The 26,367-nt window shown below is 74.5% G+C and carries 22 protein-coding genes and 1 pseudogene; 18 read left to right on the forward strand and 5 right to left on the reverse strand.

Going from position 1 to position 26,367, the window contains the following annotated elements; translation table 11 throughout:
* Nucleotides 1–185 precede the first annotated feature (185 nt).
* Nucleotides 186–626 (reverse strand): annotated as a pseudogene (locus JE024_RS42365) (hypothetical protein); the annotation flags it as partial.
* A 72-nt stretch (nt 627–698) separates the two neighbouring features.
* On the opposite strand from JE024_RS42365, the gene JE024_RS27555 reads away from it, so the two are divergent.
* The 6 genes from JE024_RS27555 to JE024_RS27580 all read left to right on the forward strand — a co-directional run bounded on the left by JE024_RS27555 (nt 699) and on the right by JE024_RS27580 (nt 7,183).
* Complete coding sequence (locus JE024_RS27555; RefSeq protein ID WP_205376163.1) at nt 699–1,223, forward strand: MTB12 C-terminal domain-containing protein; 525 nt, start codon at nt 699–701, stop codon at nt 1,221–1,223.
* Nucleotides 1,224–1,336: 113 nt separating this feature from the next.
* Nucleotides 1,337–2,620, forward strand: coding sequence for an ABC transporter substrate-binding protein (locus JE024_RS27560; RefSeq protein WP_205376757.1), 1,284 nt, complete (start codon nt 1,337–1,339; stop codon nt 2,618–2,620).
* Between the two features lie 76 nt (nt 2,621–2,696).
* Nucleotides 2,697–3,983 carry a glycosyltransferase gene (locus JE024_RS27565; protein WP_205376164.1) on the forward strand — a complete coding sequence of 429 codons (1,287 nt, stop codon included), beginning with the start codon at nt 2,697–2,699 and terminating at the stop codon, nt 3,981–3,983.
* Nucleotides 3,984–4,050: 67 nt separating this feature from the next.
* Complete coding sequence (locus JE024_RS27570; protein WP_205376165.1) at nt 4,051–4,875, forward strand: hypothetical protein; 825 nt, start codon at nt 4,051–4,053, stop codon at nt 4,873–4,875.
* 818 nt (nt 4,876–5,693) lie between these two features.
* Nucleotides 5,694–6,707, forward strand: a complete 1,014-nt coding sequence (locus JE024_RS27575) for a helix-turn-helix transcriptional regulator (protein ID WP_205376166.1) — start codon at nt 5,694–5,696, stop codon at nt 6,705–6,707.
* Nucleotides 6,708–6,970: 263 nt separating this feature from the next.
* Nucleotides 6,971–7,183: an I78 family peptidase inhibitor gene (locus JE024_RS27580; RefSeq protein ID WP_205376167.1), complete on the forward strand. Its 213-nt coding sequence runs from the start codon at nt 6,971–6,973 to the stop codon at nt 7,181–7,183.
* Nucleotides 7,184–7,269: 86 nt separating this feature from the next.
* Here JE024_RS27580 and JE024_RS27585 read toward each other — a convergent pair whose 3' ends face one another.
* Nucleotides 7,270–8,271, reverse strand: a complete 1,002-nt coding sequence (locus JE024_RS27585) for a phosphatase PAP2 family protein (protein WP_205376168.1) — start codon at nt 8,269–8,271, stop codon at nt 7,270–7,272.
* 435 nt (nt 8,272–8,706) lie between these two features.
* On the opposite strand from JE024_RS27585, the gene JE024_RS27590 reads away from it, so the two are divergent.
* Together JE024_RS27590 and JE024_RS27595 are read left to right on the forward strand one after the other, a co-directional pair.
* Nucleotides 8,707–10,776, forward strand: coding sequence for an MFS transporter (locus tag JE024_RS27590; protein ID WP_244883093.1), 2,070 nt, complete (start codon nt 8,707–8,709; stop codon nt 10,774–10,776).
* An 85-nt stretch (nt 10,777–10,861) separates the two neighbouring features.
* Nucleotides 10,862–12,052 carry an acyl-CoA dehydrogenase family protein gene (locus JE024_RS27595; protein WP_205376169.1) on the forward strand — a complete coding sequence of 397 codons (1,191 nt, stop codon included), beginning with the start codon at nt 10,862–10,864 and terminating at the stop codon, nt 12,050–12,052.
* 23 nt (nt 12,053–12,075) lie between these two features.
* On the opposite strand, the gene JE024_RS27600 is transcribed toward JE024_RS27595, so the two are convergent.
* Nucleotides 12,076–12,507 carry a cell division protein SepF gene (locus JE024_RS27600; protein WP_205376170.1) on the reverse strand — a complete coding sequence of 144 codons (432 nt, stop codon included), beginning with the start codon at nt 12,505–12,507 and terminating at the stop codon, nt 12,076–12,078.
* Between the two features lie 292 nt (nt 12,508–12,799).
* On the opposite strand from JE024_RS27600, the gene JE024_RS27605 reads away from it, so the two are divergent.
* Nucleotides 12,800–13,969: a DUF5685 family protein gene (locus JE024_RS27605; RefSeq protein ID WP_205376171.1), complete on the forward strand. Its 1,170-nt coding sequence runs from the start codon at nt 12,800–12,802 to the stop codon at nt 13,967–13,969.
* A 191-nt stretch (nt 13,970–14,160) separates the two neighbouring features.
* Here the strand turns inward: JE024_RS27605 and JE024_RS27610 are convergent, their stop codons facing one another.
* Nucleotides 14,161–15,123, reverse strand: coding sequence for an ABC transporter substrate-binding protein (locus JE024_RS27610; protein ID WP_205376172.1), 963 nt, complete (start codon nt 15,121–15,123; stop codon nt 14,161–14,163).
* Nucleotides 15,120–15,617, reverse strand: a complete 498-nt coding sequence (locus JE024_RS27615) for a GNAT family N-acetyltransferase (protein ID WP_205376173.1) — start codon at nt 15,615–15,617, stop codon at nt 15,120–15,122. Before JE024_RS27615 ends, JE024_RS27610 begins: the two co-directional genes overlap by 4 nt.
* Nucleotides 15,618–16,148: 531 nt before the next feature.
* Here JE024_RS27615 and JE024_RS27620 point away from each other — a divergent pair.
* The 9 genes from JE024_RS27620 (at nt 16,149) to JE024_RS27660 (ending at nt 26,112) form a co-directional block, all read left to right on the forward strand.
* Nucleotides 16,149–17,006 carry an amino acid ABC transporter permease gene (locus tag JE024_RS27620; RefSeq protein WP_205376174.1) on the forward strand — a complete coding sequence of 286 codons (858 nt, stop codon included), beginning with the start codon at nt 16,149–16,151 and terminating at the stop codon, nt 17,004–17,006.
* The gene (locus tag JE024_RS27625; RefSeq protein WP_244883094.1) at nt 17,003–18,787 is read left to right on the forward strand and encodes an FAD/NAD(P)-binding protein; all 1,785 of its coding nucleotides are present in this window, start codon (nt 17,003–17,005) and stop codon (nt 18,785–18,787) included. The genes JE024_RS27620 and JE024_RS27625 overlap by 4 nt, the downstream gene beginning before the upstream one ends.
* 182 nt (nt 18,788–18,969) lie before the next feature.
* Nucleotides 18,970–19,899 carry an amino acid ABC transporter permease gene (locus tag JE024_RS27630; protein ID WP_205376175.1) on the forward strand — a complete coding sequence of 310 codons (930 nt, stop codon included), beginning with the start codon at nt 18,970–18,972 and terminating at the stop codon, nt 19,897–19,899.
* A gap of 8 nt (nt 19,900–19,907) precedes the next feature.
* A complete protein-coding gene (locus JE024_RS27635) occupies nt 19,908–20,660 on the forward strand; it encodes an amino acid ABC transporter ATP-binding protein (RefSeq protein ID WP_205376759.1) in 753 nt (250 codons plus the stop codon).
* A 110-nt stretch (nt 20,661–20,770) separates the two neighbouring features.
* Nucleotides 20,771–21,742: an ABC transporter substrate-binding protein gene (locus JE024_RS27640; protein ID WP_205376176.1), complete on the forward strand. Its 972-nt coding sequence runs from the start codon at nt 20,771–20,773 to the stop codon at nt 21,740–21,742.
* 39 nt (nt 21,743–21,781) lie between these two features.
* The gene (locus tag JE024_RS27645) at nt 21,782–22,819 is read left to right on the forward strand and encodes an LLM class flavin-dependent oxidoreductase (RefSeq protein WP_205376177.1); all 1,038 of its coding nucleotides are present in this window, start codon (nt 21,782–21,784) and stop codon (nt 22,817–22,819) included.
* Entirely contained in the window at nt 22,816–24,132 is a 1,317-nt protein-coding gene (locus JE024_RS27650) for an NtaA/DmoA family FMN-dependent monooxygenase (RefSeq protein WP_205376178.1), read from the forward strand. Before JE024_RS27645 ends, JE024_RS27650 begins: the two co-directional genes overlap by 4 nt.
* Nucleotides 24,129–24,932, forward strand: coding sequence for a DUF1684 domain-containing protein (locus JE024_RS27655; RefSeq protein WP_205376179.1), 804 nt, complete (start codon nt 24,129–24,131; stop codon nt 24,930–24,932). Before JE024_RS27650 ends, JE024_RS27655 begins: the two co-directional genes overlap by 4 nt.
* A 274-nt stretch (nt 24,933–25,206) precedes the next feature.
* Complete coding sequence (locus JE024_RS27660) at nt 25,207–26,112, forward strand: S1 family peptidase (protein ID WP_205376180.1); 906 nt, start codon at nt 25,207–25,209, stop codon at nt 26,110–26,112.
* Nucleotides 26,113–26,367: the final 255 nt, after the last annotated feature.

Raw genomic sequence — 26,367 nt, forward strand, 5'->3', positions numbered from 1 at the left:
TCACCGCCCGCCCCGTGACCGCCCGTCCCCCGCCCGCCCGTCTCCCCGGGGGGTGCCGTACCGGCGGGCCGGGCCGCCCCCGGTGCCCCGCCGTCCCCGGCGGTGCCGCGCCCCGGGTCCGGTCCGGGCCCCTGGCCCGGTGTGCGATCCGGGTCCGGTCCGCGCCCCGGGTCCGGTCCGCGCCCCGGGTCCGGTTCGCACACCGGGCACGGGGTGAGCGGCGCCCCGCCGGCCCCGCCGGCCGCGCTGGTCACCGGCTTCCCGGCGACCAGCGGGCAGTCCGGGCGGTGGAAGAGCGTCCCACCGGGCACCCGCACCGGCCGGGCCGCCGTGTGCGGGGCAGGCACGGCGGGCACGCACACGGGGTCCGCCACCTGCTCCCGGGACCCGCCCGCGTCCGGCCCGTCGCCACCCGCTCCCGGGGGCCGGACACGGGCCGAGGCCGCGAGGAGGACCGCCCCGGCCACCAGCAGGGCCGCGCCCGGCACGGTGGCGGAGGCCAGGTAGGGGAGCTGGCGCGCGGCCGTCCGTTCGCCCGAGACGCCGTACCAGCCCAGGACGCACAGCACGGCACCGCAGACCGCGGCCGCGATCCCACCCCAGTACAGCCACCGCGACGTCGGCATCGGAATGCCTCCTTTCTTGCACTATGCCCCCAGTCGTCGGAGGCTGGAAACCGACAACCGGTGGTGAGCGCCATGGTTCTTTCAAGGCACCCCCGTACCGCGGTCTGGGCAGCCGCCGCAGTGCTCGTCCTGGGGCCCGTCGCGGTGGCCTGCTCCGACGACTACGGCAACGGCGGCTCGTCCTCCCCGTACACGTCCACCGCCCCCGCGACACCGTCCGAGGCCGCCTCCGGCCCCGCCGACCCCGCTGCCGCCGAGCAGCAGATCCGGGCCGCCTGGGGCACCTTCTTCGACCCGGCGGCGAGCACGGACGAGAAGGTCGCGGTGCTCCAGAACGGCGAGCAACTGCGGCCGGTGCTGAGCGCCTTCGGCGATGACCGCGACGCGTCCAGGGTCTCGGCGACGGTGACGTCCGTCGAGTTCACCTCGCCGACCGCGGCGACCGTCACCTACGACCTGAAGGTGGCGGGCCAGACGGTGCTGCCCGACGCCAAGGGCAGCGCGGTGGACGAGGGCGGCACCTGGAAGGTCTCCGTGAAGGCACTGTGCGCCCTCGTCGAGCTGAGCCCGAACGCCCAGAGCGTGCCCGGCTGCTGAGCCGGACGCCGTCCGGCCCGCCCGCGGCCGTCTCCCGCCGGCGCACGGCACCTGCCGCGGCGGGAGAGGGCCGGGTCCCCCGCAGGCGCACGGCCCGAGCCGCGGCGCCCCGGCTGCCGCGGGCGGCCGGCGCGCTGCTGCTCGCCGGGCTGCTGGCGGTCACGGCCGCGTGCGGCAGCAGGCTCCCCGAGCGCGATGCCGGGCCCTCCTCCGCGCCATCGGGACGGGAGCCGATCCGGGTCGGCGTCATCGCCAGCTCCACCAGCCCCGTCGGCGGCGCCGCCTTCGACGCCCCCGGCGAGGGCGCCCGCGCCTGGTTCGCCGAGCTGAACGCGCACGGCGGGATCGGGGGCCGGCGGGTGGAGGTCGTCGGCTGCGACGACGGCGGCAGCGGCGTCGGCAACGACGCGTGCGTGCGCCGGCTGGTCGACGAGCGCAAGGTGACCGCGCTCGTCGCGACGACCGCGTACGACTACGCGGGCGCGTCCCGGGTCTCCGCCGCCGGGGTGCCCGACATCGGGGGGCAGCCCATCGGGCCCGCCTACGACACCTATCCGCATCTGTACGGCATCTACGGCAGCCTCGCCCCGCGCGACGGCGACACGCCCGGCTGGCACGGCACGCTCTACGGCGGCACCGAGGTCTACCGCTGGTTCCGCCAGGCGCGGGGCGCCCGCACGGCCGCCGTCGTCCACTACAACCAGGCCTCGTCCGCCGCGTACGCGCGGCTGGTGACCCGGGGGCTGGAGAAGGAGGGCTACCGGGTCGTGCGGGAGCAGGTCGACTTCGCGCTGCCCAACTTCCGCGCGGCCGCGGCGGACATCCGCCGCAGCGGGGCCGACCTGGTCTTCGACGCGCTCGACACCCACGGCAACGCCCAGCTCTGCGAGGCGATGGACGACCTCGGGGTGCGCGTCACCGCGAAGGTCACCAACGTCCAGAACTGGTCGGAGTCGGTGGCCCGTGACTACGCGGACGCGCCCCGGTGCCGCAACAGCCTCTGGGCGACCGGCGCGAGCCGCAACCACGACGACACCGCCGACCCGCAGGTGCGCGCGTTCCGCGCCGCCATGGCGCGCGCCGGCGACGCGGCCGGGCCGCTGTCGCAGTGGCAACTGGAGGGCTGGGCGGCCGCGATGTGGTTCACGGACGCCGCCCGGGCGTGCGGCGCCGACGTGACCCGCGCGTGCGTCGACCGCCGGGTCCGGGAGCTCACGCCGTACACCGCCCGGGGGCTGCTGCTGCCCGTCTCGTTCGAACAGCTCGCCGATCCGCCGCGCACACGCCGCAGTTGTCTGTCCGTCGCCCGCTGGCAGGACGACCGCGGCTGGGTGGGCCAGGGGCCCGGCATGACCCGCACCTGTTTCGTCGTGCCTCAGATCCCGTACCGGCCCTGACCGGCAAGTACAGTCCTCGGGAGATCTCCTTCGCGACCACGGGGGAGCAGAGCCGATCAGGGGGATACGGCGACTCATGCGTGTGTCATTTCTGCTGCACAACGCGTACGGATTCGGGGGCACGATCCGTTCGACGTTCAATCTGGCCGAGGAACTGGCCCGCCGTCACGAGGTCGAGATCGTCTCGGTCTTCCGGCACCGCGACCGGCCTGGCATGGAGGCCCCCGGGGGCGTGACGCTCCGGCACCTCGTCGATCTGCGCAAGGACAGCCCCGCCTACGACGGGGACGATCCGCAGGCCGCCCGGCCCGCCAAGGTCTTCCCCCGGGGCGACGGGCGCCACCGGCAGTACAGCCGCCTGACCGACCGGCGGATCGCGGAACACCTCGCGGAGCTGCGGGCCGACGTCGTCGTCGGCACCCGCCCCGGTCTCAATGTGCACATCGCCCGGGAGGCCAGGCCCGGCATGGTCCGCGTCGGTCAGGAGCATCTGACCGTCGGGGGCCACAGCCTGCGGCTGCGCCGCGAGATCGGCTACCGCTACGCGGCGCTCGACGCGGTCACCACCGTCACCGAGGCCGACGCCCGCGCCTACCGGACGTCCTTCCGCCTGCCCGGCGTACGGGTGCGGGCGGTGCCCAACAGCGTGCCCGAGCCCTCGGCCGAACCGGCCGACGGCTCGGCGAAGTGGGTGGTCGCGGCCGGCCGGCTCACCCGCGTCAAGCGCTACGACGTGCTGATCGAGGCCTTCGCGCAGGTGGTCGCCGTCCGGCCCGACTGGCGGCTGCGCGTCTACGGCGGCGCCGACGCCACCGGCAACGAGCGGGACGCCCTGCGGCGGCTCGTGGCGGAGCGCGGGCTGCACAACCACGTCCTGCTGATGGGCACGGTGAGCCCGCTGGAGGCGGAGTGGGTCAAGGGGTCGGTCGCGGCCGTGACCTCCTCGCTGGAGTCCTTCGGCATGACCATCGTGGAGGCCATGCGCTGCGGCCTGCCCGTGGTCTCGACCGACTGCCCGCACGGACCCGGCGAGATCATCGAGGACGGCGTCGACGGGCGGCTGGTGCCCGTGGGCGACGCGGACGCCGTCGCCCGGGCGCTGCTGGAGCTGATCCAGGACGACGGACTGCGCCGCCGCGCCGGGAAGGCGGCCCTGGCCGCGTCCGCGCGGTTCGACCCGGCGAGGATCGCCGAACGGCACGAGGCCCTGTTCGCCGAACTCCTCGAAGCGGGGGCCGGCGGGCGCCGGGGCGGCGGGGCGCGCGAGACGTTCCACCGCGGCCGGGGCGCCCTCTACGACGGCGTGTACGCGCTGCGCCACCGGGCCGCCGGGGTGGTCCGGGGACGGAGGGCGGGCGCATGAGCACGTCGACGAGGGTGAGGGCGACCGCCGCGGCGCTCGGGGGCCGGGGCGCGAAGAGGGGGGACGCGTGAGCACGTCGACGGAAGCGGGAACGGGCGCGGGCACGCCCGCCGGGCCGGTGCGGGCGGACTGCCTCGCCGACGCCGGGGGCGGGATCGCCTTCCGGGTGCGCGGGACGGCGGCCGGTGACGCCGGCGCCCTGGTGCTGCGGCGACGCGGCGGCGGCCCCGGCGAAGAGCTCCGGCTGCCGCTCACCGAGGCGTCCGGCGGCGTCCTGCGGGCGGAGCTGCCGGCCTCGGCCGTCACGGCGGAGGGCCGCTGGACGGTGACCACCGACACCGGCCGCGTCGTGGAGCCCGGCCTCCGGGACCTGCGCGCCGTCGTCGACCGGACACCGGGACCGGGGCCGCTCACCGTCCGGGTGCCGTACCCGGGAGCGGGCGGCCGCCTGGTGATCCGCTGCTGGCTCCGCACCGCCCACGCGGAGGCGGGACACCTGGACGTGTCGCCCGGCGGCACGCTCTCGGTGACCGGCCGGCTCCACGGCACCACCCTCGGCCCCGACGCCCGCGCCGAGGCACGGACACCCGGCCCGGACGGGGCGGAGCGGGTCCACCCGGTGTCCGTGACGGGGGAGGGCGGGACCTTCGCGTTCACCCTCCCGTACGCGCCGCTGGCGGAGGCGGGCGCCGGCGAGGAACGGACCTGGGAGCTGTGGCTGCGCCCCGCAGCCGGGGCGGACGAGCTGCGGATCGCGCGCATCCTCGACGACGTCTGGGACAAGCGAGAGATCTTCCGCTTCCCGGAACACCGCACACCGGCCTGGCACGCCGTCCCCTGCTACACGGCGGACAACGAACTCGGCATCCGCCTGACGCCCCGCCGCCCCTGACCCCCCGCCGCCCGCCCCGGGGCCGCGCGGGCCAGGCCCCGGGGCCTGTGGCCTCGCGGTCGGGTGCTCGTCGCCGAGGGTGGGTGCTGGCCGCCCGGGGCCGGTGGCCCTCGCGGTCGGGTGCTCCCCGTCGAGGGTGGGTGCTGGGCGCCCGGGGCCGGTGGCCCTCGCGGTCGGGTGCTCGTCGCCGAGGGTGGGTGCTGGGCGCCCGGGGCCGGTGGCCCTCGCGGTCGGGTGCTCCCCGTCGAGGGTGGGTGCTGGGCGCCCGGGGCCGGTGGCCCTCGCGGTCGGGTGCTCCTCGCCGAGGGTGGGTGCTGGGCGCCCGGGGCCGGTGGCCCTCGCGGTCGGGTGCTCCCCGTCGAGGGTGGGTGCTGGGCGCCCGGGGCCGGTGGCCCTCGCGGTCGGGTGCTCGTCGCCGAGGGTCGGCGCGCCGCGCCAGGGCCTGCGGCCTCGCCGCCGGGCGCTCCCGCCCAGGGCCGGCGCGCCGTACCCATGGCCGTGGCCCCGGCGGGAGCCTGCCTGCCTATCGGTAGCCCGGGCGTCGCCGTTCTCCCGGCGCACCAGGCGCACCCGGCACCCGGCACCGGGCCCGCGCCGGTGCCCGCGCCCGGGTCCCGGCGCGGCCCGAGACCCAACCCCGCCGCCTCCGGGCTCCCGGCGCACCCGGCACCAGGCGCACCCGGCACCCGGCACCGGGCCCGCGCCGGCACCCGGCACCGCGCCCGGGCCCCGGCGCGGGCCCGAGACCCAACCCGCCGCCCCCGGGCGGCCCCCCTTGCGGACAGAGGGTGTCCGCAAGGGGTGGGAGACTCGGCCGCATGTTGGAGACCTCGGCACGTCTGCTGCGTCTGCTGTCCCTGTTGCAGGCCCACCGCGAGTGGTCCGGCGCCGATCTGGCCGACCGGCTCGGGGTCACCCCGCGCACGGTGCGGCGGGACGTCGACCGGCTGCGCGACCTCGGCTACCCGGTCGACGCCAGCCCCGGGACCGGCGGCGGCTACCGGCTCGGCGCGGGTGCCGAGCTGCCGCCGCTGCTGCTCGACGACGACGAGGCCGTCGCCGTCGCCGTGGGGCTGCGCACCGCGGCCGGCCAGGGCATCGAGGGCATCGGCGAGTCGTCCGTCCGCGCGCTCGCCAAGCTGGAGCAGGTGCTGCCGAACCGGCTGCGGCGGCGGGTGGGCGCGCTCAACGCCTTCACGGTCCCCATGCTGCGGGGCCGCCAGGGCCCCGTCGTCGACCCGGCCCTGCTGACCGAGCTGGCCCACGCCTGCCGCGACGGGGAACTGCTGCGCTTCGAGTACCTGGACCACAACGGGACGGCGACCCGGCGCACGGCCGAGCCGCACCGGCTGGTCTGCACCGAGCACCGCTGGTACCTCGTGGCCTGGGACGTGGACCGGGCGGACTGGCGCACCTTCCGTACCGACCGCATCACCCCGAAGCCTCCGCACGGCCCGCGTTTCGCGCCCCGCACCCCACCGGCGGACGACCTCGCCGCCTATGTCTCCCGGGGTGTCTCCAACCAGGTCTACGCGGCCCGCGCCGTGCTCAGGCTCCAGATCTCCGCCGAGCGGGCCGCGGAGGTCATCGGCCCGTCGGTCGGGGTGCTGGAGGCGGTGGACGAGACCTCCTGCGTGCTGCGCACGGGCGCCCCGAACCTGGAGGTCCTCGTCGTCCACGTCATGCTGCTCGGCGTCGACTTCGAGATCGTCGAACCCGCCGAGCTGACCGACCTCGTCGCGGCGGCGCGCGACCGGCTCTCCCGGGCCCTCGCCGCCGGAGGGGGCATGCCGCGCCCGGCCGATGATGGGGATCCTGTGAGGAAGCGGTGAATTCCCTGCAAGGCGTCAATTCGCCGTGCCGCGGCGAACGGGGTAATTCCCGGGAATTGAATCCGCATGGTTTCCGGATTCCGGGGAATGAGAGGAAGCCGCGTCCGGAAGTGCCCGTTCGGGTGAACGAGTTCGACGGGAACGGCCGCAGAACACATGTCGGGATCCTGTGACAGAAGCGTGACCGGCGCGCTACGCCGGACTGCCGGTGGTGATCACCCGTCCGGCTTCCGTCACCGTGTGAGGCCGCCTACGGTGGGGGCATGGGAACCCAACCGACCCCTCAGGAACAGCCCGACGCGCCCGACTCCTATGTCGGCCTCGACGCCGGCCCGGCGGAGCGGATCGCCCGCGAGCGGGGCTGGTCGCCGGTGAGATCGCTGCCGCCCGGCTCGATCATCACCATGGAGTACATGGAGGGCCGGCTCAACTTCGAGGTGAAGGACGGGACCGTCGTCCGCTGCTGGAAGGGCTGACCGCCCCCGGCGGGCCGCCGCACGGCGAAGGGCTCCGGCACACGAGGTGTGCCGGAGCCCTTCGCCGTCCTTCGGTGCCCGCCCGCTCAGCCGCCCGCCACGGGCCGCGAGTGGGGCGGCCGTCTGCTGCCCGTCGGGGTGACCGGCGAGCGCTCGGAGCGCACCGCGTGCGCCCGCGGGGAGGTGTGCGTGGCGGTCCGTGTGGTCGCCGCCGACCCGGAGGGCCGGGTCGTGGTGCCGGTGACGGCGACCGGCTCGTGCGGCGCACCGCCCTCGGGCTGCGGCACGGGATCGCGCTGCGGCACGAGCCCCGGCCGGGGGCCGCCCGCCGCGACCGGCCGCGACGGCGTGAGTACCCGGCGGGAGCGCCAGCGGTCCCGCAGGCCCAGGATCCAGACCTCGGCACGCCCGATCAGCGGCTCGCACCACGGCAGGGCGAGCAGGACCAGCAGCCCCGCGGCCCAGCCCAGGAGCACGTCGCTCAGCCAGTGCGTACCCAGGTACACGGTGGTGAGCCCGACCCCGAGGGAGACCACGGCTGACAGGGCCGACAGGTAGCGGCGCGCCCTCGGCGTCGTGGCGAGGTACGCCAGGATGCCCCAAGTGACCACGGCGTTGGCGGTGTGTCCGGAAGGGAATATATCGCCGCCGGCGAACATCTCGGCCGAGCCGATCTCCGTCGCGTAGTGGGGGCCGAGCCGGCCGAGGCCGATCTTGACCGCTCCCACCGAGAGGTTCAGCATCAGCAGGGCCGCGCCGAGCGCCAGGAGGGGCCTGAGGGTGTGCTGGCGCCAGGAGCGCCAGCCCAGCCATGCCGCCACCATCACGGCCGTCGGGCCGCGCTGGCCGAGCACCACGAAGTAGTCGAGGAACGCGTGCTGTTCGGGCCACTGCTCGTACGGCCGGAAGAGCATCAGCTTCCAGTCGAGGGACACGAGCCAGGTCGACGCCAGCACGGCGACCACGATGGCCGCGTAGAACGCGGACGTCCCGCCGAAGAGGGCGAGACGCGTGCGGCTCATCCGCGGGATCTCTATCTTCGGCGGTTCCGGCTCCCGGTCCAGCCGGGCAAAGATGTCGGTACGCACCCAATCGACGTTACAGGGAGTGAGTGTGCGGTCAGGTCGATCCACTCCTTTCGTGATGCCTATGTGATGTGGAGTTTGTCTCAGCTCCACTCAATTCCGGGGCCCGCGCGGGAATTGCCGGGAAGGGCTTCCTCATTTGCCGCACGGCCCCCGCCAAGGGATTACGCGCCCCGGCGGCGAATGGTTCACCGCCGTTCCGCGTGGAATTTCCGTGGCGTTCAGGGGCGCGCATGATCCACACAGGCGGCGCGGGGGGAGTGGCGTACGACACACCGGGCCGCCGCAGGTCGTGAGAGATCGACCACGCGCACCGGACGGGAACTCGCGTACGCTGACGGCTCACTCGCCCGTCGATGCCGGGCGGCCCGCGGGACTCCTAGCAGCACCGATGCGGGCCGGTCCGCCGAGCGCGAGGACTCTACGGGAGGTTCGTACATGTCGGTGACGACCACGGCCGGGGCACGTCTGCGCTCCGTCGGCGGCGGCGCCAACCGCTGGGTCGTCCTCTTCGTCCTCTGCGTCAGTCTGCTGCTGGTCGCCCTCGACGCGACCGTGCTGCACGTCGCCGTCCCGGCCGTCACCGAGGACCTGCGTCCGAACGGTGTCGAGCTGCTGTGGATCGTGGACGCGTATCCGCTCGTCTGCGCCTCGCTGCTGATCATGTTCGGCACGCTCGGCGACCGGGTCGGGCGCCGGCGGCTCCTGCTGCTCGGCTACGCCGTCTTCGGCGCCGCCTCCGCGGTGGCCGCCTTCGCGCCCACCCCCGATGTGCTCATCGCCGCGCGTGTCCTGCTCGGCGCGGGCGGCGCGATGATCATGCCCGCCACGCTGTCGATCCTGCGCGACGTCTTCCCCGACCGGCGCGAGCGGGCCACCGCGATCGGTATCTGGACCGCGGTCGCCGCCGTGGGCGCCGCGACCGGGCCGGTGCTCGGCGGCTTCCTCGTCGAGCACTTCTGGTGGGGCTCGGTCTTCCTGATCAACATCCCGCTGATGGCGCTGATCCTGCCCGCGGGCAAGTGGCTGCTGCCCGAGTCGCGCGGCGCCGGCGAGGGGCCCTGGGACGTCCTCGGCGCCCTGATGGCGGCCGGCGGCGTGCTCGGCGTGGTCCTCGGGGTGAAGCGGCTGGGCGCGGGCGACGGGCTGCTCGACCCGAGGGCGAGCGGCCCGCTGCTCGTCGGCGGCCTGCTCCTCTGGCTCTTCGTGCGGCGGCAGCGGCGGCGCAGGCATCCGCTCATCGACATGCGGATGTTCTCGCGGGCCGCCTTCACCACCTCCGTCGGCTGCATCGTGCTGGCCATGCTGGCGCTGGTCGGCCTGGAGCTGATCGCTGTCCAGTACCTCCAGCTCATCCTCGGGCTCAGCCCGCTGGAGACGGGGCTGCGGCTGCTGCCGCTGACCTTCGCCGCGATGGCGGCGGGCGCCACCGGCTCGTTCACCCTCAGGCGCGTCGGGCCCCGCCGGATGGTCGGCTGGGGATTCGTGCTGACCGCGGCCGCGGTTCTGCTGCTCGTGCTGATGGGGCAGCACGACCGGCCCCTGCTGCTCACCGTCGGTTTCGTGCTGCTCGGCTTCGGCCTCCAGACCACGCTCTTCGCCGCCTACGAGTCGATGCTCAGCGAGGCGCCGGCGGAGCAGGCCGGCGGCGCGGCCGCCATAGGCGAGACCTCGTACCAGCTCGGCGCCGGCATGGGCATCGCCCTGCTCGGCAGCGTGATGAACGCCGCGTACGGCCCCCCGGTCGCCGGGGTGGCCGGTGTGCCGCGCTCCGCGAGCGAGGCGGCGGCCCACTCCCTCGGCGAGGCGTACCAGGAGGCCGAACGGCTCGGCGGCGCGGCGGGCGACCTGCTGCGCACCACGGCCCGGCACGCCTTCGTCCACGGTCTGCACGTCACCCTGGTGGTCAGCGCCGTCCTGCTGCTGCTCGGCGCGGTCGCCGCGCTGCGGCTGCCGCGGCGGATGGAGGGGTCCGTCGCCGCGGCGGACGGGCCCTCGGCCCCGCCGGCCCGCGACGCGGTCCCCGCCGCCCGGCGGCCGGAGGCCGGGGCGCCGGAGCAGGGCGCGAGCGCCGACGCCGTACCTGCCGCCCGGCGGGCTGTCACCCCGGAGCGGGGTGCCGAAGCCGTGCCTGCCGCGGGGCGGCGGGTGGAGGCCGGGGGGCCGCAGCATCCCGCGGACACCGAGGCCGTTCCGGCCGCCCGGCGGGCCGCGGCCCGTGACCGCCGCACGGATGCCGCCGCCCCCGAGTGCCGGACGGCTGCCGCCCGGCGGGCCGGGGCCCCCGGGCATCCCGCGGACGCGGACGGCGTTCCCGCCGCCCGGCGGTCGCGCGGCGGCGCGTCGGAGGGGCGCTCGGATGCCGAAGGCGTCTCCGCCGCCGGGCACCCCGCGGACGTGGACGCGGACGGCGTTCCCGCCGCCCGGGAGCCGGGGGCCGACGGCACGGGACCCGCCCAGGAGCGTGCGCGTGCCGAGGCGGCCGGGTCTGGACGCACGGCACACTGAGCCGTAACGTCAGTCCGTAACTAGCACTGCTAGTTTTCGCGCCTGTCGTCAGAGTCCCGCCGTGAGAGCCGCCGGAGGTCATCCCGTGTCCGCATCCTCGAAGCTCCCCGCCTTCGATCCCGCCGACCCCCTGGGCCTGGACGACCTGCTCGACGCCGAGGACCTCGCCGTACGCGACACCGTCCGCACCTGGGCGGCCGACCGGGTGCTGCCCCACATCGCCGACTGGTACGAGCGCGGCGAGCTGCCCGGCATCCGCGACCTCGCCCGCGAACTCGGCTCCCTCGGGGCTCTCGGCATGTCGCTCGACGGCTACGGCTGCGCCGGCGCCTCCGCCGTCCAGTACGGGCTCGCCTGCCTGGAGCTGGAGGCGGCCGACTCCGGCATCCGCTCCCTCGTCTCCGTCCAGGGCTCGCTGGCGATGTACGCCATCCACCGCTTCGGATCCGAGGAGCAGAAGCAGCGCTGGCTCCCCGGGATGGCGGCCGGGGAGATCATCGGCTGCTTCGGGCTCACCGAACCGGACCACGGCTCGGACCCGGCCGGCATGCGCACCCACGCCAAGCGCGAGGGCTCCGACTGGGTGCTCGACGGGCGCAAGATGTGGATCACCAACGGATCCGTCGCCGGGGTCGCCGTCGTCTGGGCCCACACCGACGACGGCATCCGCGGTTTCGTGGTGCCCACCGACAGCCCCGGCTTCTCGGCGCCCGAGATCAGGCACAAGTGGTCGCTGCGCGCCTCGGTCACCAGTGAGCTGGTGATGGACGGAGTGCGGCTGCCGGCCGACGCGGTGCTGCCCGAGGTGACCGGGCTGCGCGGCCCGCTGAGCTGTCTGAGCCACGCCCGCTACGGAATCGTCTGGGGGGCCATGGGCGCGGCGCGGGCGAGCTTCGAGTCGGCGCTCGACTACGCGCGCACCCGCGAGCAGTTCGGCCGGCCCATCGGCGGCTTCCAGCTCACCCAGGCCAAGCTCGCCGACATGGCCGTCGAGCTGCACAAGGGGATCCTGCTCGCCCACCACCTCGGCCGGCGCATGGACGCGGGGCGGCTGCGGCCCGAGCAGGTCAGCTTCGGGAAGCTCAACAACGTGCGCGAGGCGATCGACATCTGCCGCACCGCGCGGACGATCCTCGGCGCCAACGGGATCTCCCTGGAGTACCCGGTGATGCGGCACGCCACCAACCTCGAATCGGTGCTCACCTACGAGGGCACCGTCGAGATGCACCAGCTCGTGCTGGGCAAGGCGCTCACCGGCCTGGACGCCTTCCGGTAGTCCGGGGCCGGCGGGCGCGCTGCTCAGCTCTGGTTGAAGAAGCCGTCCTGCGAACGGCCCGCGGGATCCCCGCTGACGATCTGGGTGTCGGCGGGGGTCAGCAGGAACACCCGCGTCGCCACCCGCTCGATCGAACCGCGCAGGCCGAAGCAGAGCCCGGCGGCGAAGTCCACGACGCGCTTGGCGTCGCCGGGCTCCATCGCGGTCAGGTTCACGATGACGGGGACGCCGTCACGGAACAGCTCGCCGATGCCGCGGGCGTCCCGGAACCCGTCCGGGGAGACGGTCGCGATCCGGCGTCCCTCCTGCGACGCGGATTCGGAGGCCACGCGCACCCGGGGGTCGGTGACCCATGCGTCACCCGCTTCCTGGCCCTCGGCGTACTCGTCGTCGTAGTAACGCCCGTCGTCCTCGACGAGTCCCAGCCAGGCGCTCGCCTTGCGTACCGAACCCATGGACGCCTCCTTCCGCTGCTGCAGTGGTCGCACTGCGGTCTCTGTCGTATCCGCACCCCTATGGTCGTCCATAATGCGGATCGCACGCCAAGTGGATAGTCGGCGCGCAGGAGATTCGTGACGGTACTGGTGCAGAAGATGTGGCGATTCGTCAAGGTTCTTCCTGTGCAGGGGGCATGAGGGGATCAAAATATAAAAGTCGGACCAGACGGGTGACGCCGGGGGCGTCCGGGTGAACGGGCTCATCGATACGATGCCCCCGATGAGTTGAACGACTCCCGGGGGATCGTCCGTGTTCGGAATAGTCAGGCCCTGCGCGCACCGGCTCGGTGACGCGCTCAAGGTCGAGTGGATGGCGCATCTGTGCGGGCTCTGCCTGGCGTTGCGCGCGGACCACGGGCAGTTCGCCCGTATCGTGACCAACTACGACGGCCTGATCGTCTCGGTCCTGACGGAGGCTCAGACCGAACGCACACCCCAGGGGCGCCGCACCGCGGGCCCCTGTCCGCTGCGCGCCATGCGCACCGCCCCCGTCGCCCGCGGCGAGGGCGCGAAACTGGCCGCCGCGGTGTCCCTCGTCCTCGCCTCGGCCAAGGTGCGCGACCATGTCGCCGACGGCGACGGCATGCTGGCCCGCCGGCCCGTCGCCGCGGCCGCGCGCCGGGTCGCCGCCGGCTGGGACCGGGCCGGTGCCCGCTCGGGCGCCGCCCTCGGCTTCGACACCGCGGTCCTCGTCGACGCCGTCGACCGGCAGACCGGCATCGAGGCACTGGCGGGCCCCGGTACACCGCTGCTCACCGTCACCGAGCCCACCGAGACGGCCACCGCCGCCGCCTTCGCCCACACCGCGGTGCTGGCGGGCCGCCCCGGGAACGCCGCCCCGCTCGCCGAGGCCGGACGCCTCTTCGGGCGCCTCGCGCACCTGCTGGACGCCGTGGAGGACCAGACCGCCGACGCCGCGGCGGGCGCCTGGAACCCGCTCACCGCGACCGGCACCCCGCTCACCGAGGCGCGCCGGCTCGCCGACGACGCCCTGCACGGCATCCGGCTGGCGCTGCGCGACGCCGACTTCGCCGACGACCGGCTGGTGCACGTCCTGCTCGCCCACGAGCTGCGCACCTCCGTGGACCGGGCCTTCGGCTCCACGACCTGTTCGCACCAGCCGGGGCCGTACACGCCCGGCAACCCGTACGCCCCCGGCGGGCCGGCCGGCCCCGGCGGTCCGCTGCCGCCCGAACCGCCCCGGCGCGACCGGCGGGGCCTGATCGCCGGCTGCCTGGTGTGGGCGGGCCTCGCCTGCACCTGCCAGATGTGCTGCGGCACCCACGAGGACCCCTGGAGCGGGGAGCGCAAGGAAGGGCTGTGCAGCAGCTGCGACTGCGGAAGCTGCTGCGACTGCTGCTCCTGCTGCTCGGACGGCTGCTCCTGCTGCGAGGGCTGCGACTGCGGCTGCGACTGCTGAGCCCACGCCGGCCGATGGACCGACGGATCGCCGACTGCCGACTGCCGACTGCCGACTGCCGACGGCCGTCCGGCGGGACTGCCGGCCGCCGGCGCGGGCACGGCACGACGCCCCGCCGGGAGAGGTCCTGACGGGGCGTCGGGCGTGCCGGGAGGGGCCGGACGGCGGTGCGGCGCCGTCCGGCCGATCGGTCACCGGATCTCGGGCGGCGAGATCTGCGAGGTCTCGATCGCCGACTCGCTCGTGCCCCACTTCTTCAGGATGCGGTCGTAGGTCCCGTCCGCCTTGAGCTTGTTCACCGCCGCCTGGAACGCCGGCGCCAGCGGGGTGCCCTTCGTGAAGGCGAAGCCGACGTCGAGGCGCTTGAACTCGTTGAGGAACGTGGTGCCCGGCTGCTGGGTCACCGCGTAGCGCAGCCCGTTGATGGTGCTCATCACGATGTCGCTGCGTCCCTGGTGGAGGGAGATCCACACGGCGCCGGGCTCCGCGTACGTCTGCACCTCGTACGGCTTCTCGCCGGCCGCCGCGCAGACGCCCTTGTTCTTCTCCAGCACGGCCTCGAAGGTGGTGCCCGCGCCGGTGGCGACCTTCAGGCCGCACAGGTCCTCGAAGGAGGACACCTTGTCGAGCGCCGACTTCTCCAGCGCCGCGAAGCCCTGGCCGTCGTTGATGTAGGTGACGAAGTCGATGGTCTTCCGGCGCTCCTCGGTCACACCGAAGTTGCCGGTGCCCACGTCGTACTTGCCGCTGCCGAGGGAGGGCAGGATCGCCTCGAAGCTGGCGACCTCGCGCTCCAGCCGCAGGCCGAGCACCTTGGCGACGGCGTCGGCGAAGTCGATGTCCTGGCCGACGAGGGTCCTGCCGTCCTTGAGATAGGTGGCGTTCGGCGGGTTGCCGATGGCCGCCGCGACCTTGAGGGTGCCCCGGTCGCGGATCTCCTCCGGCAGCAGGTCCGCCGCCGCCCGGTCCTTCGTCACCTGGGAGACCACGTCGGTGACGGGCAGCTCGCCCTGCCCGGCGGGCGCGGCGCCCTTGGCCGCCGGTGCCGGCTGCGCGGCCCCGCCGCCCCCGCCCCCGTCCGAACCGCAGGCGGTGAGGGTCAGCGCGGCGGCGGTGATCAGCGCGAACGTCAGCGAATGGCGTGTCCTGCTCATGAGACGTGGTTCTCCAGGTGTTTTTCGAACGGCAGATGACCGATCGACTCCGGATCTGCGGACAGATCGAAGAGCGGGCGGTAACCGGCGGCCAGATAGAGGCCCTTGGCCTCGGGCTGCCGTGGTCCGGTGGTCAGGAAGATCCGTGCGTAGCCGCGTTCCGCGGCGTCGAGCTCCAGGACGCGCAGCACCCGCCGGGCGAGCCCCCGGCGGCGGTGCGCCGAGTGCGTCCAGATGCGCTTGAGTTCGGCCGTCGTCGCGTCGTAGCGGCGGTAGGCGCCCCCGGCGACGGGCCGGCCGCGCTCCAGGAGCAGCAGAAAGGCGCCGTCGGGCGGGGCGAACTCCTGTGGTGCGTACCGCTGGAGGTCCTCGGCGGACCCGTAGCGGGACAGGTACTCGTGGGCCAGTTCCGCGAGCAGCGGACCGGCCAGCGGATCGTCGACCGTGGTCCGCCGCACGGACAGCGCGGGGCCAGGGCTCGGGGAGACGGTCATGCGTGTCCCGTGTTCGGTGTCCGCCCGGTCCGGGCGGGCCGGCGGACGGGCGGGCAGGACGGAGGTACGGAGAAGGGTGCGGCGAGGGGAGCCGCGGAGGTACGGAGGGTGTGAAGGCACGCGTGGGCGTCAAAGGACGGACGGGAGGCGTGGCCGCCCTACGGGCGGCGGCGGGACACCCCGGCGCGGAGCGCGGGGTTCACCGGGAGTGCGGCAGGACGGCCGGCGCCGGCGGACGCGACGGGGCCGCTACAGCGGAGGACGGCTCAACAGGAAGAGGACCACACGCGACCGAAGTCGATGTGGGAGCGCGTGACCAGCCACTGCTGCGAATGCATGGCCCAAGTGGAGCAGGCTTCTCGTATCCGCGTCAACTGCCGGGCGGTCAGGCGCCCACAGTCCGGACAGGCTTGACAGAACGGGTGCCGGGCCGCTTACCTCGGGGCTCACGACCGCTGCTGAGGGGCGCGGTCGCACGTGTCCCGTGAAGGCACCACCCGTGTTCGATCTCTGCATCCACGGAGCCTTCGCATGGCCGTGCCCACCGACGCCCTCCCCGTGTCGCCTCCCGTCAAGACCGACGACCCGTCCCCGCCGCGCATCGTGCCGGCGCGCAGGACGGGGCAGTGGCTGGCCGCTGCCGTCGTCCTGCTGCTGCTCGCGGTCGTCGGCACCTCCGTCGTCCGCAACGACGCCTTCCAGTGGCCCGTCGTCGGCGAGTACTTCACCTCCGCGTCCGTGCTGCGCGGCCTGGGACTCACCCTCTGGCTGACCGCCGTGGTCATGGTGCTCGGCTTCGCCCTCGGCACCCTGCTCGCCGTGATGCGGCTGTCCGCCAACCCGGTGCTCGCCCATGTCAGCCGCGGGTACATCTGGCTGCTGCGCTCCACACCGCTGCTGGTGCAGCTCCTGTTCTGGTTCAACATCGGCGCCCTGTACCCGCAGATCTTCGGCGTGCGCACCGTCGACCTGCTCGGTCCGGTGACCATCGCCGTCATCGGGCTCACCCTCCACGAGGCCGCCTACGCCGCGGAGGTCGTCCGCGGCGGCATCCTCTCCGTCGAGCCCGGCCAGATCGAGGCCGCCCAGTCGCTCGGCCTCGGGCGCGGCCGGCGGCTGCGCCGGATCGTGCTGCCGCAGGCCATGCGCGCCATCGTGCCCCCGGCCGGCAACATGCTCATCGGCACCCTCAAGGGCACCTCGATCGTCAGCATCATCGCCGTGCAGGACCTGCTCTACTCCGTGCAGCTCGTCTACCACCGCACCTACCAGGTGGTGCCCCTGCTGCTGGTCGCCACCATCTGGTACGCCGCGGTCACCACGATCCTCTCGGTGGGGCAGCACTACGTCGAGAAGCACTACGCGCGCGGCACGGTCGGTGCCCGGTGACCTCCCTCGTGATCATCGGCGCCGGGCCGCGGGGGACCGGCGTCCTGGAGAGACTCGCGGCCAGCCTGCCCGAGCTGTACGGCGAACGGCCCCTGGACGTCCACCTCGTCGACCCCCACCCGCCCGGCGGCGGACGGATATGGCGCGACGACCAGTCGCCCCTGCTGTGGATGAACTCCATGGCCGAGGACGTCACCATGTTCACCGACGACACCGTCCTCCAGGACGGCCCCGTGGTGCCCGGCCCCACCTACGCCGAGTGGTCTGGCACCGACGGGCAGCGCTTCCCCACCCGGCGGGAGCAGTCGGCGTACCTGCGCTGGGTGTACGAGCGGGCCGTGGCCGCCCTGCCCCCGAGCGTCACCGTGCACGAGCACCGCACCACCGCCCTGCGGGTCGAGGGCCCGCCCGGCGGGCGGCAGCGCGTACGGCTGGAGGGACGCGACCTCCCCCTGGAGGCCGACCTGGTGGTGCTGACCCTCGGCCACCTGGACGCCGAACCGGACGGCGAGCAGCGGCGCCTGGCCGCCTTCGCCCGGCGCCACGGGCTGCTCCACCTGCCGCCCGACTTCACCGCCGACGCCGATCTGAGTGCCCTGCCCGCCGGCGAGCCGGTCATCGTCCGCGGATTCGGGCTCGCCTTCGTCGACCTCATGGTGCTGCTCACCGAGGGCCGGGGCGGCCGCCACCACGACGGGGAGTACCTGCCGTCGGGGCGCGAACCGGTGCTGTGGGTGGGCTCCCGCCGGGGCGTGCCGTACCGCTCCAAGATCGGCTACACCACCGCCGAACGCCCGCCGCTGCCGCGCTTCTTCGGGCCCGAGCAGATCGCCGAGCTGAGGAGCCGCCGCGCCGCCCCGGACTTCGGGCGCGACATCTGGCCGCTGGTCGGCAAGGAGCTGGGCTGGGCCCACTACCACCGGCTGTTCACCGCCCACCCCGAGCGCACCTCGCTGCCCTGGCCGGCCTTCGAGGAGGCGTACGCCGCCGCACGGCCGGGCAGCGCCGAGCTCACCGCGCTCGCCGCCGCGGCCGTCCCCGACCCCGCCGACCGGCTCGACCTCGCCGCGCTCGACCGCCCGCTCGCCGGAGTGCGCCACACCTCCGCCGAGGCGCTCCAGGAGGAGCTGCGCGCCCATGTCGCCGCCGACCTCGACCGCCGCCACGACCCCCGGTACAGTCCCGACCTCGCCGTCTTCCACGGACTGCTCTCGGTCTACGGCCAGTTGCTCACCCTGGGCGGCGACATCGGCGGCGGCTGGCACGGCTTCTTCAGCTACCTCGCCTCCGGCCCGCCGGGGCCCCGGCTGCGCCAGCTGCTGGCCCTGTCACGGGCCGGCGTGGTCCGCTTCGCCGGTCCGGACATCGCGGTCGGCACGGACGAGGAACGCGGGGTGTTCACCGCCACCGGGGCCACCCTGCCCGGCGAGCGGATCGAGGCCCGCGCCCTCGTCGAGGCCCGGCTGCCCGACCCGACCCAGGAGCTGACCCGCAGCCCGCTGATGCGGTCCCTGTACGAGGACGGCGCGGCGGTCGGCGGCAGCGGGCTGCTCGCGGTGGACCCCGCCGACGGGCGGGTGCTCGACCGCGCGGGGCGGGCGCACCCGCGCCGCTTCGCCCTGGGCCCGCACACCACGGCGCGCGGCGGCGGCGCCTTCACCCGGCCGCGCACCGGCGGCCCGGCGTTCCGGCAGAACGACGCCACCGCGCGGGCCGCGCTCCGCTTCCTGCGGGACCTGGAATGTCCCGGCACCGGCGAGGCGGCCCGCAGGCCCGCCTGACGCCCTGCCCCGCACCACCGCCGTACCGCAACCGCGGCCACCGGGTGCCCTGCCCCGCGGGCCAGCCCGACGCCCCGCCCCGCACCACCGCCGTACCGCACGGCCGGCACCCGCCCGGCGCACCGCCGCGGGAGGCGCCCGCCCCGACCCCCGTCCCTTCACCGCACACCCCGGGAACCGCCATGTCCCTCGCGACCGATCCGCCCACCGCCGGGCCCCTCCCACCGGACCCCCCGGACGCCGCCACGGCCCGTCCGGGCGACGACGCACCCGCCGCCGACGGCGCACCGCAGCTGCGGATCGTGCGTCTGCGCCACCCCTGGCGCTGGGTCGCCGTCGCCGCGACCGCGGTGATCGTCGCCCAGTTCGCCCACGGACTGATCACCAACCCCGGCTGGGAATGGGACGTCTTCGCCCGGTTCTTCACCGCGGAGACCGTCGTCAAGGCGGTCTGGGTCACCCTCCAGCTCACCTTCTACGGCACCGCCATCGGCTTCGCCCTCGGCATCCTGCTCGCCTTCATGCGGCTGTCCCGCAGCCGCTTCCTCTCCGGTGTCGCCTTCACCTACATCTGGGCGTTCCGGTCGATCCCGCTCATCGTCCAGCTGCTGTTCTGGTTCAACCTGGCCTACCTCTACAAGGAGCTCCAGTTCGGCATCCCGTTCGGGCCCGGCTTCGTCTCCTTCGACACCATGGGCCTGGTCGGCGCGATGAGCGCCGCCGTCCTCGGGCTCGCGCTGCACCAGGCGGCCTACGCGGCCGAGATCGTGCGCGCCGGTGTGCTCTCGGTGGACAGCGGGCAGACCGAGGCCGCCGCCGCGCTCGGCATCCCGCGGCTGCGGCAGGTCCGCCGGATCGTGCTGCCGCAGGCGATGCGCTCCATCCTGCCGAACGCCGCCAACGAGATCATCTCGCTCTTCAAGGGGACCTCGATCGTCTCCGTCATGGCGATCGGCGAACTCTTCTACCAGGTCCAGGTCGTCTACGGACGCAACGGCCGGGTCGTGCCCCTGCTGATGGTCGCCACCGTCTGGTACATCCTGCTGACCACCGCGCTCTCCGTCCTCCAGCACTACGTCGAACGCCACTACGCCAAGGGAGCAGCGCGATGAGCGACGCCATGGTCGAAGTCCGGTCCGTCCACAAGAGCTTCGGCTCGCTCCAGGTGCTGCGCGGCATCGACCTCGACGTGCGCGCCGGGGAGGTCACCGTCGTCCTCGGCCCGTCGGGCTCGGGCAAGTCGACGCTGCTGCGCACCATCAACCATCTGGAGAAGGTCGACAGCGGCTGGGTCAGCGTCGACGGCACCCTGATCGGCTACCGCCGCTCCGGCGACAAGCTGTACGAACTGCCCGAGCGGGAGGTGCTCAGGCAGCGCACCCGGATCGGCTTCGTCTTCCAGAACTTCAACCTCTTCCCGCACCTGACGGTCCTCGACAACATCGTGGAGGCCCCCGTCTCCGCCCTCGGCCGGCCCCGCAAGGAGGCGGTCGCCGCGGCGGAGAAGCTGCTGGCGCGCGTCGGGCTCGCCGACAAGGCGACCGCCTATCCGAAGCAGCTCTCGGGCGGTCAGCAGCAGCGGGTGGCCATCGCCCGCGCGCTCGCCCTCGAACCGAAGCTGCTGCTGTTCGACGAGCCGACCTCGGCGCTCGACCCGGAACTCGTGGGCGAGGTCCTCGACGTCATCAAGGACCTGGCGGCCCAGGGCACCACCATGATCGTCGTCACCCATGAGATCGGCTTCGCCCGCGAGGTCGCCGACACCGTCGTCTTCATGGACGACGGCCGGATCGTCGAACAGGGCCCGCCCGGCGAGGTGCTCGACCACCCCCGCGAGGAGCGCACCCGCGCCTTCCTCTCCAAGGTCCTGTGAGCGCCCCCGCCCACCGGCCCTCCCTCCCGTCCGTCTCCTCTCCCTCCTTTCTCTCCTCTCCTCCGTCCCGCCTTCCCGGCCATCCGGCCTCTCGTCGCAAGGAGCACGCCGTGCCGTCCCGCCGCACCCTTCTCACCGCCGCCGCCACCCTCGTCGCCTCCGCCACGCTCGCCGCCTGCGGGACGAGCGACGCCGCCGACAACACCGTCCGGCCCGAGGGCCACCAGGGCGCGGGCATCAACATCGGCCCCGACCAGGACCGCATCCGCGGCAAGAAGAACGACGCCGCGGCGGCGAAGCTGCCCGCCGCGATCCGGGAGCGCGGCACGCTGCGCATCGGCGCCAGCGCCGACGCCTCGCCCCCGCTCGGCTTCTACGCCACCGACGACAAGACCCGCATCGGGTCCGAGATCGACCTGGCGACCCTGGTCGCCGACACCCTCGGGCTGAAGGTCGAGTTCGAGGCGGTCTCCTGGGAGAACCTCTTCGTCGGCCTGGACAGCTCCAAGTTCGACGCCGTGTTCTCCAACGTCACCGTGACCGAGGAGCGCAAGGAGAAGTACGACTTCGCCACCTACCGGCTCGACGACCTGGCCTTCGAGACCAAGAAGGGCGCCGGGGCCGTCAAGGGCCCGGCCGACGTCGCGGGCAAGAAGATCTCGGTCTCCTCCGGGACCAACCAGGAGAAGATCCTGGTCGACTGGAGCGAGCAGAACGAGAAGGCCGGGCGCGAGCCGGTGGACATCGTGTACTTCCAGAAGGACACCGACTACTACCTCGCCCTCCAGTCCGGACGGATCGACGCCCACCTCGGCCCCCACCCGTCCGCCGCGTACCACGTCGCCTCCGCCGGCCAGACCGAGATCGCCGGCAAGCTCTCCGGCGGCGGCGACCAGGTGCAGGGCAAGATCGCGGCCACCACCAAGAAGGACAGCGGCCTGGTCGAGGCGTACGCCGCCGCGATCGACCACGTCATCGCGGACGGCTCCTACGCCAAGGTGCTGGACCGCTGGGGGCTGGCGAGCGAGGCCGTCCCGAAGTCGGAGATCAACCCGCCGGGTCTGCCCAAGCCGCGGGACTGACCCCGCAGACCGACCCCGCCGCCACCGAAAGGCCGTCCCATGCCAGCCCCCGCCCCGCTCCACCTCGCCGCCGAGATCGGCGGACCGCCCCATGACGACACCGGCCGGCTCGTCCGGCTCGCCCGGACCGCCGAGGAGGGGCTGCTCGACTTCGTCACCCTGGCCGACTCCTTCGGCGGCCCCGGGCCCGACGCGCTCGGCGCACTCGCCCGGATCGCGCCGGAGACCGGCCGGATCGGCCTGGTGCCCACCGTGACCACCACCCACACCGAGCCGTTCCACGTGCAGGCGGGTGTCGCCACCCTCGACTGGGTCAGCCGGGGGCGGGCGGGCTGGCGTGTCGACGTGTCGACATCGGCCGCCGAGAACCGGCTCGTCGGCCGCCGGGAGACCCTCGGCCCCGCGGCCGCCTGGGCGGAGGCGGGCGAGGTCGCCGAGGTCTCCCGGCTGCTGTGGGACAGCTGGGAGGACGACGCCGAGATACGCGACACGTCGACAGGCCGCTTCGTCGACCGCGACAAGCTCCACTACGTCGACTACCGGGGCACGGCCTTCGGCATCCGGGGGCCGTCGATCGTGCCCCGGCCGCCGCAGGGCCATCCGGTCACCGTCGTCGACGCGTCGGCGGCGGTGAGCCGGGACACCGCCGCCCGCCACGCCGACGTCGCCCTGCTGCGGGCCCGCACCGCCGAGGAGGCGGCCGCCCTCGGCGCCGACCTGCGGGCCCGGGCCGCCGCCCACGGCCGCGACCCGGGCGCGCTGCGGATCCTCGCCACCCTCGTCGTCGACCTCGGGGACGGGCCCGCCGCCTCCGCGCCGGACGGCGGACACTTCGGCGGCAGCCCCGCCGAACTCGCGGACCTGATCGCCCGGTGGCACGCCGGCGGTGCCGTGGACGGCTTCCACCTCGTGCCCCTCGCCCCGGACACCGGCCTCGCCCGGTTCACCCGAGGCACCGTCGCCGCCCTGCGCGAGCGGGGCCTGTTCCGCGACCGGTACGAGGACACCACCCTGCGCGGGCATCTCCGGCTCGCCCGCCCCGCCAGCCAGTACGCCACCACCGGGGGAGTCTCATGACCGCCGGCCCGACACGGCCCCGCAAGCAGATCCATCTCGCCGCCCACTTCCCCGGGGTCAACAACACCACCGTGTGGGCCGACCCCCGGTCCGGGAGCCAGATCGACTTCGCCTCCTTCGTCCACCTCGCCCGCACCGCGGAGCGCGGACTCTTCGACTTCTTCTTCCTCGCCGAGGGGCTGCGGCTGCGCGAGCACAAGGGCCGCGTCCACGACCTCGACGTCGTCGGCAGGCCCGAGTCGATCACCGTGCTGAACGCCCTCGCGGCGGTCACCGACCGGCTCGGCCTGGCCGCCACCGTCAACGCCACCTTCAACGAGCCCTGGGAACTGGCCCGGCGCCTCGCCTCGCTGGACCTGCTGAGCGGCGGCCGCGCCGCCTGGAACGTCGTCACCTCGTCCGACGCGTTCACCGGCGAGAACTTCCGGCGCGGCGGGTTCCTCGACCGGGCCGACCGCTACACCCGGGCCGCCGAGTTCGTCGCCGCGGCCCGCGCGCTGTGGGACGCGGCCGGCGAGGGGCCGCGGTCCTTCGCCTGGTCCGGGGACCACTTCGCGATCGCCGGGGAGAGCGCCCCGCCCCGTTCCCCGCAGGGCCGTCCCGTGGTCATCCAGGCCGGGGACTCCGACGAGGGACGGGAGTTCGCCGCCTCCGCCGCCGACATCATCTTCACCCGCCACGGCACCCTGGAGGCCGGCCGGGCCTTCTACCGCGACGTCAAGCGCCGGCTGCCCGGGTACGGCCGCCGCGAGGAGGACCTCAAGCTGATGCCCGGGGTCACCGTCGTCCTCGGGGACACCGACGCCGACGCCCAGGAGCGGGCCGCGGAGATCCGCCGGCAGCAGATCTCCCCGCAGAACGCCATCCACGCGCTGGAACTCGTCTGGGGCCGCGACCTCTCCGCGTACGACCCCGACGGACCGCTGCCCGCCGTCGACCCGGACCCGGAGTCCGCCCTCGTCCAGGGCCGGGTGCGCCACGCCGACCCGTTCGAGGCGGCGGCCCGCTGGCGCGCGCTCTCCGAGGAGAAGGGGCTGTCGATCCGGCAGACGGTCATCGAGACCACCAGCCGCCAGTCGTTCATCGGCACCCCGTCGACGGTGGCGGCCGCGATGACGGAGTTCGTCGAGCGGGACGCGGCCGACGGCTTCATCCTGGTGCCCCACCTGACCCCGGGCGGCCTCGACGACTTCGTCGACACGGTCGTGCCGCTCCTCCAGGAACGCGGCGTGTTCCGCACCCGGTACACCGGCACCACGCTGCGCGAGCACCTCGGTCTGGCCGGGACCGGTGTGGAAGGGTTGACCGCATGAGCACGGACGCATCCGCCCGGGACGCACGGCGGAACTGGCAGGAATGGCACGAACAGCGCGTCGCGAGCGTCTCCGAGCCGTACGGTCCCCTCTCCCTGACGGGCACCCACTGGCTCGCCGACCACCCCGAGGGTCGAATTCCGGCCGTCCCGGGCATCTGGACGGACGAGGGCGAGCAGGTGCTGCTGACCGCCGGCGACGAGGACGGCGTCACCCTCGACGGCAAGCCGTTCACCGGCACCGTCGCCCTCGCCGCCGACCACGCGCCGATCCCCGCCTCCCGGGTCGCCCACGGCGACCGGCGGCTGGTCGTGATACGGCGTGAAGGGCTGTGGGCCGTACGCGACTTCGACCCCCACGCGCCGGCCCGCCGGGCCTTCCGGGGCATCGAGGCCACCCCGTACGACCCCCGCTGGGCGGTCCGCGGACGTTTCCGGCCGTACGGGGAGCAGCACAGCGTCCGGGTGGAGAACGCGGACGGACGCGCACGGGGGCTCGGCCTCGGCGGCGAGATCGTCTTCGCGCTCGACGGCGCCGAGCACACCCTCCGGGCGGCCGTCGAGGCCGACGGCTCCCTGTGGGCGGTCTTCGCCGACGCCACCAGCGGCGACGGCAGCTACCGGTTCCGCTTCCTGCGGCCCGGGGCCCCCGCCGACGACCTCACCGTGGACGTCGACCTCAACCGCGTGCTGCTGCCGCCGTGCGCCTTCGCCGACCACTTCATCTGCCCCTTCCCGCCGCCCGGGAACACCCTCCCGGTGGCGGTCGCCGCCGGTGAACGGAACCTGGCGGGCGCCTGATCCGTCCCACCGGACGACCGGGCACGACGCCACGCGGAAGGCCCCGGGAGCCGACGGCACCCGGGGCGTTCCGCCGTGCCCGCGAACAGCGGCCGGAATCCGCCCTTGCGCGGCCTTCCCTCCCTTGTGCGGTCGGTTGACGCCGCGAATACTCCCGACCAGCGCTTGCCGGGGCACGAGTTGTCCGGAAACGGACGGCACCGTGCCCGCCGGCTGCGCCTCACGGGCCCCGACCCCACGAACGGGCCCCCTTTCCCCTCGGGAGGAACGACACGTGAGGATCAAGCGCACCAACCCCCGCAGCACCTCCGGCAGACGCACCCGTCTGCTCGCCGTCGCCACCGGCCTGATCGCCGCCGCGGCGCTGGCCGTCCCCACCGCCACCGCGAACGCCGACCAGCCGGTCACGTTCGGCGCGGCGCAGCTCGCCGCCGCGAGCGACGCCGTGCTCGCCGCCGACGTGGCGGGCACCGCCTGGCACGTCGACCAGGCCACCGGGACCCTGGTCGTCACCGCCGACTCGACCGTCTCCCGCGCCGAGATCGCCGCCATCAAGCGCGAGGCGGGCCCGCAGGCCGGCGCCCTGCGCATCGAACGCACCCCGGGCACCTTCTCCAAGCTGATCGCCGGCGGCGACGCCATCTACGCCAGCAGCTGGCGCTGCTCGCTCGGCTTCAACGTCCGCAGCGGCAGCACCTACTACCTGCTGACCGCCGGACACTGCACCGACGGCGCGGGCACCTGGTACACCAACTCCGCCCGGACCACCGCCATCGGGCCCACGGCCGGGTCGAGCTTCCCCGGCAACGACTACGGACTGGTGCGCTACTCCAACACCTCGCTGGCCCACCCGGGCACCGTCGGCAGCGTCGACATCACCAGCGCGGCCAACGCGACCGTCGGCATGTCCGTCACCCGCCGGGGCTCCACCACCGGCACCCACAGCGGCACCGTCACCGGCCTCAACGCCACCGTCAACTACGGCGGCGGCGACGTCGTCTACGGCATGATCCGCACCAACGTCTGCGCCGAACCGGGCGACTCCGGCGGCCCGCTGTACTCCGGCAGCCGGGCCATCGGCCTGACCTCCGGCGGCAGCGGCAACTGCTCGACCGGCGGCACGACGTTCTTCCAGCCGGTCACCGAGGCGCTCAGCGCCTACGGGGTCAGCGTGTACTGAGCCGGCTGCGGCCAGGGGCGGGGAGCCCCGTGCCCGGACCGACGAGGAGCCCCCGCCCGGACCACCGGGCGGGGGCTCCTGTCATGGGCGGGCCGCCCATGACAGGAGCCCATTTCGTGAAGGCGCTGTGAACGCAACCGTGTTGTCGTGTGCCCGTCCAGAAGTCGGCCTTGTGTGCGAGTGCGACGCCTCGGAATAGTGGGCGCGTCCACCTCCGCTCCCGGACACCCCACTTGTCCCGGGCGCGGCCCCCCA

The organism is Streptomyces zhihengii (assembly GCF_016919245.1).
Taxonomy (GTDB): Bacteria; Actinomycetota; Actinomycetes; order Streptomycetales; family Streptomycetaceae; genus Streptomyces; species Streptomyces zhihengii.